This window comes from Marinobacter sp. DSM 26671 (assembly GCF_900112835.1).
Classification (GTDB): domain Bacteria; phylum Pseudomonadota; class Gammaproteobacteria; order Pseudomonadales; family Oleiphilaceae; genus Marinobacter; species Marinobacter flavimaris.
Map to the genome: position 1 here is coordinate 1 of NZ_FONF01000022.1, position 17,274 is coordinate 17,274.

Genomic DNA, 17,274 nt, shown 5'->3' on the forward strand with positions numbered 1-17,274 from the left:
GCATCTGAAAAACACGCCCTTCGAACGTATGAGTGCCGGCACCTTGCGCTTGAAGCTGATCAAGGTTGGCGCAGTCATCATCCGCAACACCCGCCGAATACGGGTGTTGATGAGTGATAGCTATCCACACAAGAACGATCTCTCAGCACTGGTTCAGCGCTTGGTGCCCCAGTAGATAATCGGGCTCCCCCGGCCCGATACCAATGGGGGAAAGGGGGAGTTGTGCCTGAATGCCGGAAACTGGCTAAATAATCGCCAACTTCGACCATGACCACTCGGATCTGGCACTACCAGGCTTGGTCTGCGAAGGTTGTTGGAGCACTATGAGAAATCCGGGCTAATGCCAGCAATTGATCGACATTCAGGTCGCGGCCTTCGAGCCAGGGTGTCAGATACAGTCGCAATAGCGATCGGGAGAAATGATCAAAGCCGGACGCCACCGAGGTGTGCGTGGTAAACAGATTGGTCGCCCTGGTTGCGGTTCGAGCCGTCTGGAAATCACTTTCATGGCAATCCTGCCAGCTGAAAGCCCTCTCTATCAGCGCCAGGGCGCAGTGGCCCTCATTCAGATGGCAGAGTGACGGCGATCTCCCCAGTTGTTCCAGCAGACGCCAGCCACCGATGCCCAATACCATTTCCTGTTGCAGGCGCTTTTCCGGGTCACCGGTATAGAGTTCGCTGGTGATACCCCGGTCGCCCGGTTCGTTTCGGGGGTCGTTGCTATCGAGCAGCAACAGCTCGCAGCGGCCCACCTGGGCCTTCCAGGCCCGAAGGCGCACGTGTCGTCCCGGAAAAGGCACAATCACCCTCACCCACTGGTCGTCAGCGTCCCGCAGGGGCGAGACGGGCAGCATGGTGGGGTCGTTGTAAGGATAGAACTCCAGCTGTTCGCCATCGGTGCTGATGGCCTGGCGAAAGTAGCCCTGCTGGTACAGCAGACCCACCGCCATGACTGGTGCACCCAGATCGCTGGACGCCTTCAGAAAATCGCCGGCCAGTACGCCCAGACCACCGCTGTACAGCGGCAGCGATTCGCTCAGACCATATTCCATGCAGAAATAGGCAACGCCCTCGCCCAGATCGCCAGGACAATCGGTCGAATACCAGGTGTCAGCCTCTGTAAAAGCATGGTGAGCATGTATCTGCTCACGGTAGTGTTGCTGAAAGTCGGGGTCTGCGGCCAGCTCTTCCAGCCGCTCCCCGGACACGCTGTTCAACACCAGCCACGCGTTCCGGGTGGTGTCCCAGATGTCCGAATCAAGAGCGCGCCAGAGCTCATCGGTACCGTGATGCCAGGTCCACCGAAGGTCCAGCGCCAACTGGAACAATCCGTTCAGGGATTCCGGCAAGGACCGCGGGGTATAGGCTGCCAGGGTCAAATTTGAACTCCGCTCAGGTTGGTCGGGACATCATCGAGCGGTATAACCGCCATCAATCACCAGTTCACTCCCGGTCACAAACTTGGATTCGTCGGAGGCGAGATAGACAGCGCCCCAGGCAATATCATCCGGCTCGCCCATGTGACCGACAGGATGCATTGCCGCTGTGGCCTTTTTAGCTTCCTCCGGGTCCTGCCCAGTCGTTTTGAGGTGGGCCTCAACCAGCGGAGTCCAGATAAACCCGGGGTGAATGGAATTGCAGCGAATGTTTTCAGTGGCATACAACAGGGCGTCGGTTTTGGACATCAAACGCACGGCGCCCTTGGAGGCATGATAAGGCGGAATATCCGGCGCACTCACCAGCCCATAAATGGATGACAGGTTGATAATGCTGCCAACGCCCGCTTTTTTCATATGGGGAATGGCGTGCTTGGTGCAGAAAAACACGCCCTTGACGTTCACATCCTGAACATGGTCCCACTCTTCTTCCGTGAGTTCATGGGTCGGCTTGTTCGCCCCGGCAATGCCGGCGTTGTTCACCAGTACAGTCGGACTACCGAAGGTATTGGCAACGGCGTCCAGAACCTGTTTGACCTCTTGTTCCTTGCTTACGTCACAGTGCCAGTAACCCGCCTTCAGACCGCGGCCTTCAAGTTGTTTAGCCAGGGCCTCTCCCTCGGAATCCTGGCAGTCGAGAATGGCGACAGCAGCGCCCTCCTCTGCCATTCGGAGCGCTGTTGCGGCTCCGATGCCAACGGAGCCACCGGTGATCACGGCCACTTTACCTTTAAGTCGTTCCATGAACAGATCCTCTCCCTTGGGTGTTCTTCAGGCTTGTTTCCTGCGGGCAGGAAAATAATTGACTGGCATGTGGTGGTTTTTAAGCCAGTTGATCAGTGAAGAAATTGTAAAACTGTCGTTCTCGACGCCTTCAAAATCGACACCAAGGCCGCGGTCTGACTTCCGCACAACATGGGCCTTCAGCCGACGGAACCGCTTTTCCTGGGTATCCGGAAAACGGAACTCCAGTTCCACAGTCTGGTTTAACTGAACGTCAGTGTAGTCCGTGGCAATGAACAGACCACGTTTGGAGGCGTCGCGAATCTGACCGGTCGCAACCGGCATCCCGCGCTTGTATACCAACAGCCCAAGCTTTCCCTGTACGCGTTTACTGAGTCTGTGTTCCATGTTCCCCCCTCGTGACTCATCTTGAACGCCAATTGTTGATACTGCTTGTGTGTTATATCGAAGGTTGGGGCCCGCCTCTTTGATACTGATCAAAAAATGCTCAGACCGGAGGGAGGCGCCCATGTCGTTTTACCGATTCAGCGATTATTTTCGACAAGTCTTTCTCGGGAAAATTCCAGTCCAGTTGCCATGTCCAGTTATTTGTAATGGTGCCCGGCGTATTGAACCTTGCCTCGGTTCCAAGACCGAGGAAATCCTGCATAGGCACCACGGCCACTGAGCAGACCGAACGGAACGCCGCTTCAATTACCGGCCATGGCATCCCATCACCACTGGTGGCCAGATAATCGTTCACATAGTGCCGGGTACGGTCATCCAGGCTGCGGTACCACCCCAGTGTTGTATCGTTATCGTGGGTGCCGGTGTAGACAAGATCCCGGGGCTGGTGGTTGTGAAGCAGATGCGGATTGTTTGGGCTGCCGTCGAAGCCAAATTGCATCACCGTCATCCCTGGCAGTCGGAAGCGATGACGAAGTTCTTCCACATCGTCGCTGATGATGCCGAGATTTTCGGCCACCAGGGGTAAATCCGGGAAGCGGTCGAAGCAGGCCTGTAGAAAATGGTCAGAGGGGCCGGGAACCCAATAGCCGTTTCGTGGTTGAGGGGCCTCAGCCGGGATCTCCCAATAGGCCTGAAGCCCCCGAAAATGGTCTATCCGGATCAGATCGAACAGATGGCGCTGGCTTTCGAGCCGTTGAAGCCACCACTGGTAGCCATCTTCCGCCATGATCTGCCAGTTGTAGAGTGGATTACCCCAGTGCTGACCTTCCTCGGAAAAATAGTCCGGCGGCACACCGGCAACCACAGTGGGTTCGCCCCGGGCGTCCAGTTTGAAGAACTGTCGGTTGGCCCAGACATCGGCGCTGTCTTGAGCGACAAAAATGGGGATATCACCAAACAGCAAAACATTGCGGCTTCGTGCATAGTCCCTGAGTGCCTGCCACTGGTGGTGGAACAGGAACTGCTCAAACCTGATGCGAGCCAGTCTGGCCTGGTTTTGGTCGACAAAGGCCTGCAAGGCAGCCGGCTCCCGATCCCTCAAGTGCTCTGGCCACTGGAGCCAGCCTGGCGACTCCTGAACCTCCCGGATTGCGCAGAACAGACAGAAATCATCCAGCCAGTAATCATTTCTTGCCCGGAAAGCTTCAAATCCGGCCAGATCAAGGCCCTTCCGGCCTGTGGCATGGCCCTCGTAAAACCGTTGGGCGGCGATGGCCAGCAGCTGCTGGCGGGATTCGGCGATAGGCTGGGCCAGTTCAGCGTCGGCCAGCAGTCCGGTCTGCAGCAGTTCAGCGAGGTCAATAAAATCCTGGTTGCCCGCGTGGGCACTCAGGGATTGGTACGGTGAAAGATCCTGGTGTGTCGGTCCAATAGGCAGTGTCTGCCAGATGGTGATTCCACTGTCGGCCAGAAATTCGACGAACCGGCGGGCGCCGGCGCCCAGAACACCCAGACTTCCGGGCAGACAGGTCGGGTGAAGCAGTACACCGGCCCGTCGAGCACTGAACAGATCCTTGTCGTTCGCTGAAGTCATGCAGGATGATCCGCCTCATGACCCGGCCGCATGGTACCGCCGCGAGCCGGTTCTCCACTGCCCTGGCTGAGCTTCTGGAACACGGATGGCGGCGCCGGGTAGCCGATCATTTCATAGAGATTGACTAGGTGGCGGCGATACAGATGCTCAAAGTCGCTGACGATCTGGGCTGGGTTATAGTCACCAAACCACCAGAACCAGTCGGACCCTTCGCAGATAGCCAGTTGCTGCATGGCGGCTGCTTTCTGCTCCGAATTGAGGCTGCCATTGTCCATCACCCGGTCGAAATGGGTTTTGGCTTCACAGAGCAGATCCCAGGCCCGGTTCTTGTCCGGGTCACCGATCCAGGTGGAGAACGTACCGTAAATCCAGCTGCCGGCTACAAGATGTGGCAAATGAACCGGTGCGGCTACCGGGTTCGCCACCAGATCGGCATAAGTGGTCAATCTGAGCCGGGGGTGGTTTGCCAGTACCCGATAAAGTTCGTCGAGGAAGTGAAAACCGTTCTCGGGGTAATACTCCCAGGCATTTTCGCCATCCATGATCACGGAAATCACCGGCTTCGTCTTGCCCTTGGCCTGCCCCGCAATGTTTTCCATGTGATGCACCAGGTCGCCAACGGCATCCCTGGCATGCCAGTCTGCGTAAGTAAAACCGATCAGATCCGACAGTCCGTCGTCACGGAAGAAGACGGCGGTATCCGATTCGCCGAACGTATACGGCTGGTGAATCCCGGCATCGGGCAAATCCGGGTTGTCCTGCCGGGCCAGATTGAGGCTGTTGTGCGCCACAGAATCTCCGCTGGCAGTCCATCGGAATTGATGTTGATCCAGCAGGCCCAGTGTGGCCTGGCTAAGGCCACCCTCGGAAGCCCAGCAGCCGGAGGGATCAACACCGAAGAAACGCTGAAAAACGGTCCTTGCCTGTTGGAGCTGCCATACGGCGCGCGCTTCACCCTCCGGATAATGGCTGTGTGCTGGCAAAGCGATATCCGGCATGGCCTCGCGGGCAGCACCCAGGTCGATCAACAGAGGGAGCATTGCATGGGTGTAGGGGCTGACAGACAGCTCCACCTGCCCTTTTTGCGCAAGATGCCGGTACCTTGGGCCGATGCCGGATAACACATCAAAAATCACGTCGAGAAGAGCCTTCCGGTCATCCATCGAAAAATTGTGGCCCTTCTCCTGAAGGCTCTGGATGCAATGGCTGCTTCTGCGGATGGTTTCTCCCATCCAGCCAAGGTGGTACCAAACCAGCAAGTCGGAAAGAAACCGACTTGAAATGTATCTCTGCAGCTCGGGCTTTTTGCGGTAAACCTCTGCAAGCTCCGCCAACTGCGCGTAGGCCGGATACCGATTGATGATCCGTTCCCGGTTGGCCCGCAGAGACTTTTCGATCAATCCCAGAAACGCAGGCGTTCCGGTTTCCGGCAACTGTTCCGCAACCAGAGCTGCGAGCAAAGGATCGCCGATCTCGCCAGCGCCATGGCGCCATTTTTCAATCTGGATAAGGTAGGTCTCGATCTGCTCAAGCAGAACCGGGGCAAAATTGACTACCGCCCTGGCGTCCGGATTCGCTTCCAGATGCGCCGCCATGTCGCTGTAATCCTTGATGGTATGAAGGTACACCCAGGGAAACAGGAACTGATCAGTGCGCATATCCTGATAAGACGGCTGGTGCATGTGCCAGCAGAGTACAACCGGTGTTTTGGTGTCAGAGACCATGGGGATAATCCTGCCCGAGCATCTCGGGCGTGATCAGCACAATACCTTTGGGCGATACATGAAACCGCTTCCGGTCATCGGCCTCGTCGAAACCTATCCTCGTCCCTTCGGGGATGCGGCAGCCACGATCAATCAAGGCATTGCGGATGTGGCAGTGACGGCCAATCTCGACATCCGGGTAGATGACCGAATCCGAGATTTCACTATAAGAATGAATCTTAACTTGCGAAAACAACAAGGAATGCCTCACCAGAGCGCCAGAGACAATACAGCCGCCGGCCACCATGGAGTCCACAGCCATGCCCCGTCGATTGTCATCATCAAAAACAAACTTTGCCGGTGGCAGCTGTTCCTGATAGGTCCATATCGGCCAGTGGGAATCATAGAGATTGAGCTCCGGGCTGATTCCGATCAGCTCCAGGTTTGCCTGCCAGAGTGCGTCAACGGTGCCCACATCGCGCCAATAGGCCGGCTTGTTCTCAACCGGATTACGAAACGGGAAGGCGACCACCCGCAGACGCTTGATGACGGAGGGAATAATGTCCTTGCCGAAATCGTGGGATGATTCGCCATCCATTTGCTGGTCGCGCATGAGTTCGTCGAAGAGCACCTGGGTACTGAACACATAGATGCCCATGGATGCCAGCGCCTTTCCGGGCTGGCCCGGCATTGGCTTGGGCTGTTCGGGCTTCTCGACGAACTCGGTGACCCTCAACTCGTCATCTACCGACATCACCCCGAATGCCGAGGCTTCATCGAGAGGTACTTCGATACAGCCCACGGTAATATCGGCATCATTCTCCACGTGATGGGCCAGCATGGTACCGTAGTCCATCTTGTACACGTGATCACCCGCAAGAATCAGCACATACTCTGGCTGGTGGCTGCGAATGATGTCGAGGTTCTGAAGCACAGCGTCTGCCGTTCCCTCATACCAGGAGGTCTCGATCCGCTGTTGTGCAGGTAAAAGCTCTACGAACTCATCCAGTTCTCCCCGGAGAAACCCCCAACCCCGCTGGATATGGCGGATCAGGGAATGGGATTTGTACTGGGTGATCACACCAACCTGCCCGATGCCGGAGTTGATGCAGTTCGAGAGTGGAAAATCGATAATCCGGAACTTGCCTCCAAAGGGCACCGCCGGTTTGGCCCGCCATTTGGTGAGATCGTGGAGGCGGGATCCCCGCCCTCCGGCAAGTACCAGAGCAAGAGTCTGACGAGTGAGACGACTGACGAAACGCTTGGCCGTTTGCATAGCTGCTTCCCTGAAGAAAACCTTCCCTGTAACCGGTCGTTTAACCGCAAGGGTTTGCCACGTTTTTGACGCCCTAAACTATAGTAGAACACTAGCACGGAATTATGACGTAAACTTGTTTTGGGTCATTTTTTAAACAGGCCCTTTCGCGTCCAATGAAGGGACGCTCAAAGCGCCTCATCTGGTCAGGAACAGCACGGTCTATGGACAGTCCAACGCTCAGCGAATTCGACCTCCACCTTTTTGCCGAGGGTCGCCACTGGCACATTTACAACGTGCTCGGTGCCCATGTCTGCAGGAACCGAGGTGTGGAAGGTGTCCGGTTTGCAGTCTGGGCGCCCCACGCCAGCGCCGTCAGTGTTGCCGGTGACTTTAACGAATGGAACGCGGGCATCCATCCCATGTCGTTGCATGAAGGCACGGGGGTTTGGTCCTGCTTTATCCCGGGCATCGGTAACGGCGCTCTCTATAAATTCGCCATCACGACGGACAAAGGCCGGCAGATCCTGAAAACCGATCCCTACGGACAGGCTTTCGAGCTCAGGCCCTCCACCGCTGCTGTAGTCACCGAGCGCGGCCACTTTGGCTGGGGCGATGGCGACTGGCTGGCCCGGCGGGGTCGCTGGAGCTGGCAGGATTCGCCCATCTCCATCTACGAGGTTCATGCCGCCTCCTGGCGCCACCACGGTTCGGGTCGATGGCTGACCTATCGGGAACTGGCCGACCAACTCATTCCCTATGTGCTCGAACTGGGCTTCACCCACATTGAACTGTTGCCGGTCACCGAACACCCCCTGGATGAATCCTGGGGATACCAGACCACCGGCTACTACGCGCCCACCAGTCGGTTCGGCACGCCGGACGATCTTCGTTATCTGGTGGACCAATGCCACCGGCACAACATCGGCGTGATTCTGGACTGGGTACCGGGACATTTCCCGACCGATGAACACGCCCTTGCCCGCTTTGATGGCAGCGCGCTTTACGAACATGAAGATCCGCGCAAAGGGCGCCATCAGGACTGGGGCACACTCATCTACAACTATGGCCGGCATGAGGTGCGGAACTTCCTGATCGGCAGTGCCTTGTTCTGGCTGGACGCCTTTCATATCGACGGGCTCAGGGTGGATGCGGTGGCTTCCATGCTGTACCTCAACTACTCCCGCAAGGAAGGCGAATGGGAGCCCAACGTGCATGGAGGCCATGAAAACCTCGAAGCCATTGAGTTCCTGCGGGAATTGAACCAGGTCTGCCAGAGCCGCTTCCCCGGAACGCTGGTCTGTGCGGAAGAATCGACCTCCTGGCCGCGTGTAACCCGGCCACCGGAAATTGGCGGACTCGGGTTCAACCTGAAATGGAACATGGGCTGGATGCACGACACCCTGGACTATCTGGCGCAGGACCCGGTGTATCGTCAGTATCATCACGACAAGCTGACCTTTGGGCTGCTCTATGCCTTCTCGGAGAATTTCCTGCTGCCGCTTTCCCACGACGAAGTGGTTCATGGCAAAGGTAGCCTGATCAACAAAATGACGGGCGACGAATGGCAACAGAGGGCTACCTTGAGGGTGCTTTTTACCTACATGTTCAGTTACCCGGGCGCCAAACTTCTTTTCATGGGCGGTGAATTCGGGCAGCGACGCGAATGGAGTGAATCCCGGGAACTGGACTGGTCTCTACTGGCCTACCCGGAGCATCAGGGAATTAAAAAGCTGGTTCAGGACCTGAACGGTATCTACCGGCGGGAGGTGTCGTTACATGGCGCCTGCTTCAAGCCGGATGGTTTCGAGTGGATCGACTGCCATGATTCCCCCCAGTCAGTGATCAGTTTCCTGCGCACCGCCAAGGGCGAAACCTCGGTGATTGTCGTTAATTTCACACCCATGCCCAGACACCACTATCGGATCGGCCTGCCTGAAGGTGGCAATTGGCGGGAAATTTTTAATTCCGATTCAGAGTATTACGGTGGCAGTAATCTGGGAAATCCCTACCCCATGCCTGCGGATGCCCAGCCCTGGATGAACCGTGAGTGGTCCGTGGAACTAACCCTGCCACCACTGGGCGCGATCATTCTGAGGCCGGCTTTATGATCCGGGTGCTGTTTTCAACCAGTGAGGTTTATCCCTTGATGAAAACCGGCGGTCTTGCCGACGTTTCAGCAAGTTTGCCGGAAGCGCTCTGCCGCCTGGAATACGACGTACAGATACTTTTACCGGGCTATCCCGATGCTTTGAAAGCGGCAAGAAAAGCAGGCTCCCGAAGGAAGGCGCGGTTTCAGCTGGGGCAATACAATGTGAGCCTCTGGCAGACCCGACTGCCCGGCACCGCTGTCACGCTATGGCTGGTGGACTGTCCGCCATTGTTTGATCGCCCCGGCAACCCCTACAAGAACGAGGAAGGCAAAGACTGGTGGGACAATGCCCATCGCTTTGAGCTGTTCGGAAAGGTTGGCGCCATGATCGCCATGGGAGAGGCTGGCCTGTCCTGGAGACCGGATCTGGTGCACTGCAACGACTGGCAAACCGGGCTGATACCGGTATTTCTCGAGGCCTACCACGACAGGCCCGGCACTGTGTTTACCATCCATAACCTCGCCTACCAGGGACTCTTCTCCCACGAGACTTTCCGTGCCCTGGGTCTGCCTGATTCGCTCTGGAACCTCGAGCAGCTTGAATTCTACGGGCAGCTTTCGTTCATCAAGGGCGGCCTCGTTTTCAGTGACCGAATCACCACCGTCAGCCCGACCTATGCGCTCGAGATCCAGACCCCGGAATTCGGTAATGGACTTGATGGTTTGCTTCGACACCGCCAGGACGCGCTCACCGGCATTCTCAACGGCATCGATAACCGGGTCTGGAATCCCGAGGAGGACCCTGAACTGTCCTTTCACTATGGCCGGGATCACTTGAAGAACAAGACACAGTGCCAGGCCGGCCTGCAGCAAGAGCTCGGGCTGGAGGTAAACGGCGGTCCACTACTGGGCTTCATCGGGCGACTGGTTGAACAGAAAGGCGTGGACTGGCTGGTTTCGGTGATGCCGCACTTGCTGGAACAGGGTTGCCAGTTTGTCGTTCTTGGCTCCGGTGAAGCCAGTTACGAGGAGCCCCTGAAACGCCTTGCCCGGCAATGGCCGGGGCAAATGTCTCTCACGTTGGGCTACAACGAGGGGCTTTCCCATCGCATCACGGCCGGATGTGACCTGTTCCTGATGCCATCGAGATTCGAGCCCTGTGGGCTCAACCAGATGTACAGCCTCAGGTACGGCACGATTCCGGTGGTGCACGGTGTTGGCGGACTGGCAGATACCGTCCAGGACCCTCAGGAAGTTGGCATCGACAAGGCCACCGGATTCGTTTTTACCGGCGCCAATGCCGATTCGTTACTGGCTGCCGTAAACCGCGCGCTACAGTTTTTTGAAAAACGTAAGCAATGGCGGCGATTGCAGGACAATGGCATGGCGATCGACTATTCCTGGAAGCAGCGGGCTCGCACCTATGGCGATCTGTATCAACGTATTCTCAAAGAACGTGACCAACAACAGCTGGATTAGTGCGAGCGCTTGCCCGCCTGGAGGCAACCAACATGCATAAAGCAACGGAATTCCGACTTGAAGCTCATCCCCTGCTTCCCGAACCCCTGGAACGACTGGAAGAGCTTGCCAATGACCTGTTCTACAGCTGGGACCACGGCGTTCGAAGCCTTTTTGTCCGTATTGACCTACCGCTATGGCAGAAAGTCGAGCACAACCCGAAGCTTTTCCTGCGGCGGGTTGCCCAGGATCGACTCGATGAAGCCTCTGAAGACCGGGCGTTTCTGGCCGAGTATCGTCGGGTCCTGAGCAGCTACGATGCCTATCTCGAGGCTGGCCCCGGCCCGGAAGTGACGGAGAAGCTCGATCCGGAACAGGCACTGGTGGCTTACTTCTGTGCCGAATTCGGCTTCCACGAAAGTTTTCCGATCTATTCCGGTGGCCTGGGCATCCTTGCCGGCGACCATTGCAAGGCCGCCAGTGACCTGGCCCTGCCCTTTGTCGCTGTGGGTCTGTTGTATCGGCAGGGTTACTTTATCCAGAGTATCGACGCCCACGGTCAGCAGATTGCGCGCTACCAGTCCCATTCCAGCGATGAATTGCCTATTTCACCGGTGGAGATAGACGGCAAGTGGCTCAAGGTCTCCGTCCCCTTCCCCGGGCGTGATGTTGTGGCGCGTGTGTGGGAAGCCCGCGTAGGCCATATCCGCTTATACCTGCTGGACAGCAATACCGAAGAAAACGGCCCGGAAGACCGGGATCTGACGCTCCAGCTTTACGGTGGCGACGAGTCCACGCGGATCAGCCAGGAAATGCTGCTTGGCATTGGTGGAACCCGGGTTGTGGAGTCGCTGAACCTCAAGCCGACGGTCTGGCATATCAACGAGGGCCATGCCGCATTCCAGATTCTGGAACGCTGCAGGCACACCATGGTCTCCGGGTTGAGTTTCGAGGCCGCGCTTGAAGCCGTTGCCGGTGCAACGCTGTTCACAACGCATACACCGGTACCGGCCGGCCACGACATCTTCCCCCGCTCCCTCGTTCATCATGCCCTGGGGCGATATATCGAGGAATCTGCCCTGGATTTTGATCAGGTGTTTGCCCTCGGCTCGAAGGACGGTGGGGACAGTTTCAACATGACCAGTCTGGGCCTGCGCGGCTCTCGTTTCCACAACGGGGTGAGCCGGATTCACGGTGGTGTCGCCTCGTTGATGGAGGGCGATATCTGGCCCCAGGTGCCGCCTGCAGAAAACCCTATCGGGTACATTACCAACGGTGTGCACGTACCGACGTTTCTGGCGCCGGAATGGTCCAGCCTGTTCGATATACAGGCTCCCACGTGGAAAAGTGAACTCCGGAACCCGGATTTCTGGAAGTTCATCGACCAGATCCCGGACTATCACTACTGGAGCGTTCACAAGGCCCTGAAACAGCAAATGGGCGAATACATTGTCCAGCGGCTCAAGCGCCAGCATAAACGCAACGGCACCGGCCATTCCGTCACTGACAGGATGACCCGGCAGCTTGTTTCCTCGGAAAAAGACACGCTGGTTATCGGGTTTGCAAGGCGGTTCGCCACCTACAAACGCGCGACGCTGATCTTCTCGGACCTGGAACGCCTCGAAAGCATCCTGACCGATCCGGACCGCCCGGTGGTGCTGGTATTTGCCGGCAAGGCCCATCCCAAGGACAAACCCGGTCAGCAACTGATCAAGGTAATCCACGACCTTTCCATGCACCCTTCGTTGATGGGGCACCTGATTCTCCTGGAGGACTATGACCAGGCCATGGCCCGCAGGCTGCTCAGTGGCGTCGATGTGTGGCTGAACACACCGGAATACCCGAAAGAGGCCAGTGGCACCTCCGGAGAGAAAGCAGCCCTCAATGGCGCTCTTAATCTCAGCGTGCTCGACGGCTGGTGGGGCGAAGGCTATGACGGCAAAAATGGCTGGGGCATCCCTCCCAGGGATACCGAACTGGACCCTGAATTCCGGAATGAGGAAGAGGCCCGGGACCTGATCGATCTGCTCGAATTCGAAGTGGTTCCCCTCTACTACGAGCGCGCCTCCCAGGGCTTTTCGAAAGGCTGGGTCCAGCGATCCAAGGCTTCGATGAAGTCGATCACACCAAGGTTTAACGCCCGGCGTATGGTGATGGATTACGTCTATAACTATTACCAGCCGGCGTCAACCCAGGGTGCTTTGCTGATGGCCGACAACGGCGAGGTTGCCAAAGAACTGGCAGACTGGAAGGCAAGGGTCAGGCATGCCTGGCCGGGAGTGGAATTAAACGTGGTTGGCTGCGTCGAAGCTGCCTGCCCCCATGATGGCGGCGTAGAACTCAGAGTCGAGGCAAGGCTCAATGGCCTGTCAGCGGAGGATGTGCGGGTGGAGTGCCTGGTCAGCCCAGAATGCACCGGCACCCATAACAGCCCGGGGCCCGACAGTTTCTTGCTGGATAAGGAAAGCGAAGCGGAGGGGCGAACCGTGTTCTCTACACGCGTGCACCCCCCCTATCCCGGCTTGCAGACTCTCAGGCTCAGGATGTACCCCTATCACGAATCACTGACGCATCCGTTGGAGATGGGCGCCATGCTCTGGGTCTGACCCAGGGCATGGCGGTGCCTCAAAGCAGGTGCCGGCGAATGAATCGGCCGATGTCCTGTATTTCTTCAAGGCACACACTGTGTTCCATGGGGAATGTCTGATACGAAGGGTCGTAGCCCATCTCCTTCAGGGTTTCGACACTGCGCACACCCAGTGATTCCGGTACCATCGGATCGAAGGTTCCGTGATACACGCTGATCGGCACATCAGCATTGGCCTCAGAGCGCTCAACCGTGTCCGCGGTGGCGAAGTAAGTTGAAAGCGCCAGAACACCGCCAAAACGTTCCGGGTAGCTGAGCCCCAGTTCATAGGCAACGGCGCCTCCCTGGGAGAATCCGGCGATGATAATACGCTCCGGCGGGATGCCTTTGTGTTTTTGCTGCTCGACCAGTTTGGCGACCGCATCGGCAGACGCCCGCAACTGTTCCGTATCCACCACACGGTCGATATCCATGGCCTTGATGTCATACCAGGCAGGCATGGACATGCCACCGTTGATGGTGACAGGCAGATTGGGCGCATGGGGAAAGATGAAGCGTACCGCTGTATCTTCCGGCAGGCCCAGTTCCGGCACTACGGGCTCGAAATCGTGGCCGCTCGCACCAAGGCCATGAAGCCAGATGACGGCTGCGGTCGGGTTTTCCCCGGTTTCAATCTCAATGTACTGAAGATCCTGCACGGTTTACCTCATGTCTGAAAATTATGTACCGGTTTATTCGGAATGGCCGGATTTCTCGGCATTGGCTTCGAGCGCGGTAACCACTGGATTAGCATACATATCCAGCAGATAAGGCCGGATGGCCGGATCGCAGGCTTCCAGTCTCCGCTCCATCTCGGCTTCAGCAGCTTCCATTTCCGCCGGTGACCAGGTTTCGGCAGTGACCACTGAATCGCTGACGGTATCCGGCGTATCGTGGGCCTGGGGATGAAGACCACGCTGCTGATAAGCCACCAGGTTGGAGGCATGCAGGTGATAGTTTGCATGCATCTCCCGATCTATACGGGCGGCCAGATCTTTCGGGTTATCCGGTGAATCATGGATGGGCGCACCAAAGTGCACATGCACGTGCCCTTTGAAACCGGTCAGTCCCTTCATGATCTGTTCGGTATCTTCACCCTCTCGCTTGATGTACTGGCCGGTCCGGGCCCGGGTTTCCAGCTCCTGGGCTTTGTCGGCATCGCACGGATCGTACTCGTAGGCAATGGAAACTGGCACCACATGCAGCCGATTCATGGCTTCGTCAAAACCGAGCCCGCTTTTCTTACGGCTCATATAGAACATCTTGATGATGGCGGGATCGGTAAAGTCCAGCCCGTCCTTCGCCCGGCCCTCGCGTTGGGCAATCCATATGCTGTGATTGGTATCGATGCTGTGGTTGATAAAGCCGGAGAGTGTGATGTAGGCATCACGCATCTCGCGGGGGCTTGTCATGCTGCGTCGCACTACAAAGCTCTTGTTCAGTCGCATCATTTCAGCGAACACCCGGTTGGCAAGCAGGTTGTCGCCAATGGCAATCCGGGTGGTGTGGAAACCATTCTGGAACAGCTGGTAGTTCACCACCATGGGGTCGAAAACAATGTCCCGATGGTTTGAAATAAACAGATAGGCGCCGCGTTTGTCGAGGTTCTCCAGCCCGCTGGTCGTTACTCGTGTGGTTGTGCTCTCAACCAGCTCACCCACGTAGCTGGAAAGCCCGGCCTGGAGATCATCGACTCGTGTGTAGTGACCAAAATGGCTGTTTAACCAGCGACGGGTAAATACACGCAACATGGCCGGCGCCCAGCGGGCCAGAGTCGGTGACTTGAAGCGACCGACCATATCCAGAAATTCCTGATCGTTGACCAAGCGGTTGATAGCAGCGCCGGTTTCTTCGTCCGAATAGGGACGGATGGCATCAAATTCCTGCATGGAAGCCCTGTTGTTATCAGTGTCTGTCACAGTATGGCGTGAAACGGTGGTTCAAAAACGCGGTATTGTAGCGTTTCTTAGATTAGTTTGCCTCCACCCGGCCCGTGGGTTTGCTGGCCAATCCTCAGGGTTAATCTGGTATCATTCGCCATTGCGCCGAACCCGGCACTCCACCCGAATCAATACAGCGGCTCCAGGCCGAGCAACCGGTTATTCTATGTATCTTGATCAGGATTTCGAACAGCTTTCCACCGAGCGCCCAACCACCTCGGGCCGTGATCCGGAACAGGTGCTGCACGAAGTCTTTGGTTATGAATCCTTCCGTCCGCTTCAGGGTGACATCATCCGGGAAGTATCGGAAGGCCGCGATGCGCTTGTGCTCATGCCGACAGGGGGCGGTAAATCTCTTTGCTACCAGGTACCGGCGCTGGTTCGCTCGGGCACTGCGATCGTAATTTCACCTCTGATTGCCTTGATGCAGGACCAGGTTGCGGCCTTGAAAGAGTTAGGGGTCCGGGCTGCGTTCCTGAATTCAACCATGGATTTCGAGCAGGCCCGGGCGACCGAATACGCGCTCATGACCGGTGAGCTTGACCTTCTGTACTGCGCCCCTGAACGACTGATACAGCCGCGCACCATCGAATTGCTTCATGACGCCTCCATCTCGCTGTTCGCTATCGACGAGGCCCATTGTGTGTCCCAATGGGGTCACGATTTCCGATCCGATTACCTTCAGCTCAGCATGCTGGCAGAACAGTTTCCAGGCGTACCCCGCATCGCGTTGACCGCAACCGCGGATGAGCGAACCAGAAAGGAGATTGCGGAACGACTGTCACTGACAGAGGCAAGACACTTCGTCAGTGGCTTCGATCGCCCCAACATTCAGTACCGTATAGCGCCAAAAATAAACGCGAACAAACAGTTACTGGATTTTATTAAAGCGGAACATGAGGGCGATTGTGGCATCGTTTACTGCCTGTCCCGGAACAAGGTCGACGCCACCGCGAAAACCCTGGCCCAGAAAGGCTATACCGCTCTGCCCTATCATGCAGGCCTGTCCGCGGAACAGCGTGCCCATCACCAGGAGCGGTTCCTGCGTGAAGACGGGGTGATTATTGTTGCCACCATCGCCTTCGGCATGGGTATCGATAAACCGGACGTACGCTTTGTCGCCCATCTGGATCTGCCGAAGAGCCTTGAAGCCTACTACCAGGAAACCGGTCGGGCCGGGCGGGACGGCAAGCCATCTACGGCCTGGATGGTTTATGGCCTGCAGGATGTCATCAAACTGCGCCAGATGCTGGAAAGCTCACAGGGTAACGATCATTTCAAGCGCGTGGAACGGCAGAAGCTGGATGCGATGCTGGGTCTTTGTGAGGTCACCAGTTGCCGGCGTCAGGTGCTGCTGCGTTATTTCGGGGACGAGCTTGAGCAACCCTGCGGCAATTGCGACACCTGCCTGAATCCACCGGACACCTGGGATGGAACTGTCGCCGTCCAGAAAGCCCTTTCCTGCGTTTTCCGCACGGGCCAGCGTTTCGGCGTTACCTATCTGATTGATGTTCTGCGAGGCTCGGAAAACGAGCGGATTCTCCAATCCGGGCACCACCAGGTGTCAACCTACGGCATTGGAAACGAACTGAGTGCCAACGAGTGGAAATCGGTCTACCGGCAACTGGTGGCCAATGGTTACCTCCGTGCAGATCCGGAGGGCTATGGTGCGCTCCAGTTGACCGAGCAGTGTCGGCCACTGCTGAAAGGAAGGCAGACCATTGAGCTGCGCAAGGATCCGGAAATCAAGAAGACAACCGGCCGGGCAAACGGCGGCCGGTCGGGTTCGCCGGTCTCAGAACAGATTACCGACAAGGCCGGCTGGGAGGCGCTTCGAGCCTGCCGCAAGGAGCTGGCTGACAAACAGGGCGTGCCGCCCTACGTCATTTTCCATGACACTACCCTGTTTGGAATGCTGGAACGCAAACCGCGCACCCTGGATGAGCTGGCGGAAGTCAGCGGCGTGGGCGCCGCCAAGCTTGAGAAATACGGCGAGATTTTCCTGCAAACCATCGCTGGCCTCGAACAGGCCTGAATTA

13 protein-coding genes are annotated in these 17,274 nt (G+C 57.1%); 5 read left to right on the plus strand and 8 right to left on the minus strand.

What is annotated here, in order from left to right; all coding sequences use genetic code 11:
- Window positions 1–175, plus strand: a 175-nt coding sequence (locus BM035_RS18550; RefSeq protein ID WP_175497420.1) for a transposase, incomplete at its 5' end; no start/stop codon positions are given.
- Window positions 176–287: 112 nt separating this feature from the next.
- Here BM035_RS18550 and glgP (BM035_RS18555) read toward each other — a convergent pair.
- The 6 genes from glgP (BM035_RS18555) to glgC all read right to left on the minus strand — a co-directional run bounded on the left by glgP (BM035_RS18555) (window position 288) and on the right by glgC (window position 7,140).
- Window positions 288–1,379, minus strand: a complete 1,092-nt coding sequence (gene glgP, locus BM035_RS18555) for an alpha-glucan family phosphorylase (RefSeq protein ID WP_254775535.1) — start codon at window positions 1,377–1,379, stop codon at window positions 288–290.
- A gap of 30 nt (window positions 1,380–1,409) precedes the next feature.
- The gene (locus BM035_RS18560; RefSeq protein ID WP_053115312.1) at window positions 1,410–2,180 is read right to left on the minus strand and encodes an SDR family NAD(P)-dependent oxidoreductase; all 771 of its coding nucleotides are present in this window, start codon (window positions 2,178–2,180) and stop codon (window positions 1,410–1,412) included.
- A gap of 27 nt (window positions 2,181–2,207) precedes the next feature.
- Window positions 2,208–2,567, minus strand: a complete 360-nt coding sequence (locus BM035_RS18565; RefSeq protein WP_049784470.1) for a PilZ domain-containing protein — start codon at window positions 2,565–2,567, stop codon at window positions 2,208–2,210.
- Between the two features lie 100 nt (window positions 2,568–2,667).
- Window positions 2,668–4,161 (minus strand): 4-alpha-glucanotransferase, encoded by a 1,494-nt coding sequence (gene malQ / locus BM035_RS18570; RefSeq protein ID WP_092033654.1) that lies wholly within the window; start codon window positions 4,159–4,161, stop codon window positions 2,668–2,670.
- Window positions 4,158–5,885, minus strand: coding sequence for a glycoside hydrolase family 57 protein (locus BM035_RS18575; RefSeq protein ID WP_092033657.1), 1,728 nt, complete (start codon window positions 5,883–5,885; stop codon window positions 4,158–4,160). Before BM035_RS18575 ends, malQ begins: the two co-directional genes overlap by 4 nt.
- Window positions 5,875–7,140 carry a glucose-1-phosphate adenylyltransferase gene (gene glgC, locus BM035_RS18580; protein ID WP_092033658.1) on the minus strand — a complete coding sequence of 422 codons (1,266 nt, stop codon included), beginning with the start codon at window positions 7,138–7,140 and terminating at the stop codon, window positions 5,875–5,877. The genes BM035_RS18575 and glgC overlap by 11 nt, the downstream gene beginning before the upstream one ends.
- A 203-nt stretch (window positions 7,141–7,343) precedes the next feature.
- Between glgC and glgB the strand changes: the two genes are divergently transcribed.
- Genes glgB through glgP (BM035_RS18595) form a run of 3 tightly spaced genes read left to right on the plus strand, consistent with a single transcriptional unit; the run spans window position 7,344 to window position 13,275 of the window.
- The gene (gene glgB / locus BM035_RS18585) at window positions 7,344–9,230 is read left to right on the plus strand and encodes a 1,4-alpha-glucan branching protein GlgB (RefSeq protein WP_092033661.1); all 1,887 of its coding nucleotides are present in this window, start codon (window positions 7,344–7,346) and stop codon (window positions 9,228–9,230) included.
- Complete coding sequence (glgA, locus tag BM035_RS18590) at window positions 9,227–10,690, plus strand: glycogen synthase GlgA (protein WP_092033663.1); 1,464 nt, start codon at window positions 9,227–9,229, stop codon at window positions 10,688–10,690. The genes glgB and glgA overlap by 4 nt, the downstream gene beginning before the upstream one ends.
- 32 nt (window positions 10,691–10,722) lie before the next feature.
- Complete coding sequence (glgP, locus tag BM035_RS18595) at window positions 10,723–13,275, plus strand: alpha-glucan family phosphorylase (RefSeq protein WP_175497421.1); 2,553 nt, start codon at window positions 10,723–10,725, stop codon at window positions 13,273–13,275.
- Window positions 13,276–13,294: 19 nt separating this feature from the next.
- Here glgP (BM035_RS18595) and BM035_RS18600 read toward each other — a convergent pair whose 3' ends face one another.
- Complete coding sequence (locus BM035_RS18600; RefSeq protein ID WP_008169693.1) at window positions 13,295–13,954, minus strand: alpha/beta hydrolase; 660 nt, start codon at window positions 13,952–13,954, stop codon at window positions 13,295–13,297.
- A gap of 33 nt (window positions 13,955–13,987) precedes the next feature.
- Window positions 13,988–15,184, minus strand: a complete 1,197-nt coding sequence (locus BM035_RS18605) for a lysophospholipid acyltransferase family protein (RefSeq protein ID WP_008169692.1) — start codon at window positions 15,182–15,184, stop codon at window positions 13,988–13,990.
- Between the two features lie 217 nt (window positions 15,185–15,401).
- Here BM035_RS18605 and recQ point away from each other — a divergent pair, with 217 nt between their 5' ends.
- Complete coding sequence (recQ, locus tag BM035_RS18610; protein ID WP_092033667.1) at window positions 15,402–17,270, plus strand: DNA helicase RecQ; 1,869 nt, start codon at window positions 15,402–15,404, stop codon at window positions 17,268–17,270.
- The last annotated feature ends 4 nt before the right edge of the window (window positions 17,271–17,274 follow it).

What these genes read in the sequence shown, in the direction of transcription:
- malQ (WP_092033654.1), bottom strand. Translation starts at nt 4,161, where the DNA reads ATGACTTCAGCGAACGACAAGGATCTGTTCAGTGCTCGACGGGCCGGT.
- glgB (WP_092033661.1), top strand. Translation starts at nt 7,344, where the DNA reads ATGGACAGTCCAACGCTCAGCGAATTCGACCTCCACCTTTTTGCCGAG.
- BM035_RS18565 (WP_049784470.1), bottom strand. Translation starts at nt 2,567, where the DNA reads ATGGAACACAGACTCAGTAAACGCGTACAGGGAAAGCTTGGGCTGTTG.
- glgP (WP_175497421.1), top strand. Translation starts at nt 10,723, where the DNA reads ATGCATAAAGCAACGGAATTCCGACTTGAAGCTCATCCCCTGCTTCCC.
- recQ (WP_092033667.1), top strand. Translation starts at nt 15,402, where the DNA reads ATGTATCTTGATCAGGATTTCGAACAGCTTTCCACCGAGCGCCCAACC.
- glgA (WP_092033663.1), top strand. Translation starts at nt 9,227, where the DNA reads ATGATCCGGGTGCTGTTTTCAACCAGTGAGGTTTATCCCTTGATGAAA.
- glgC (WP_092033658.1), bottom strand. Translation starts at nt 7,140, where the DNA reads ATGCAAACGGCCAAGCGTTTCGTCAGTCGTCTCACTCGTCAGACTCTT.
- BM035_RS18605 (WP_008169692.1), bottom strand. Translation starts at nt 15,184, where the DNA reads ATGCAGGAATTTGATGCCATCCGTCCCTATTCGGACGAAGAAACCGGC.
- BM035_RS18575 (WP_092033657.1), bottom strand. Translation starts at nt 5,885, where the DNA reads ATGGTCTCTGACACCAAAACACCGGTTGTACTCTGCTGGCACATGCAC.
- BM035_RS18560 (WP_053115312.1), bottom strand. Translation starts at nt 2,180, where the DNA reads ATGGAACGACTTAAAGGTAAAGTGGCCGTGATCACCGGTGGCTCCGTT.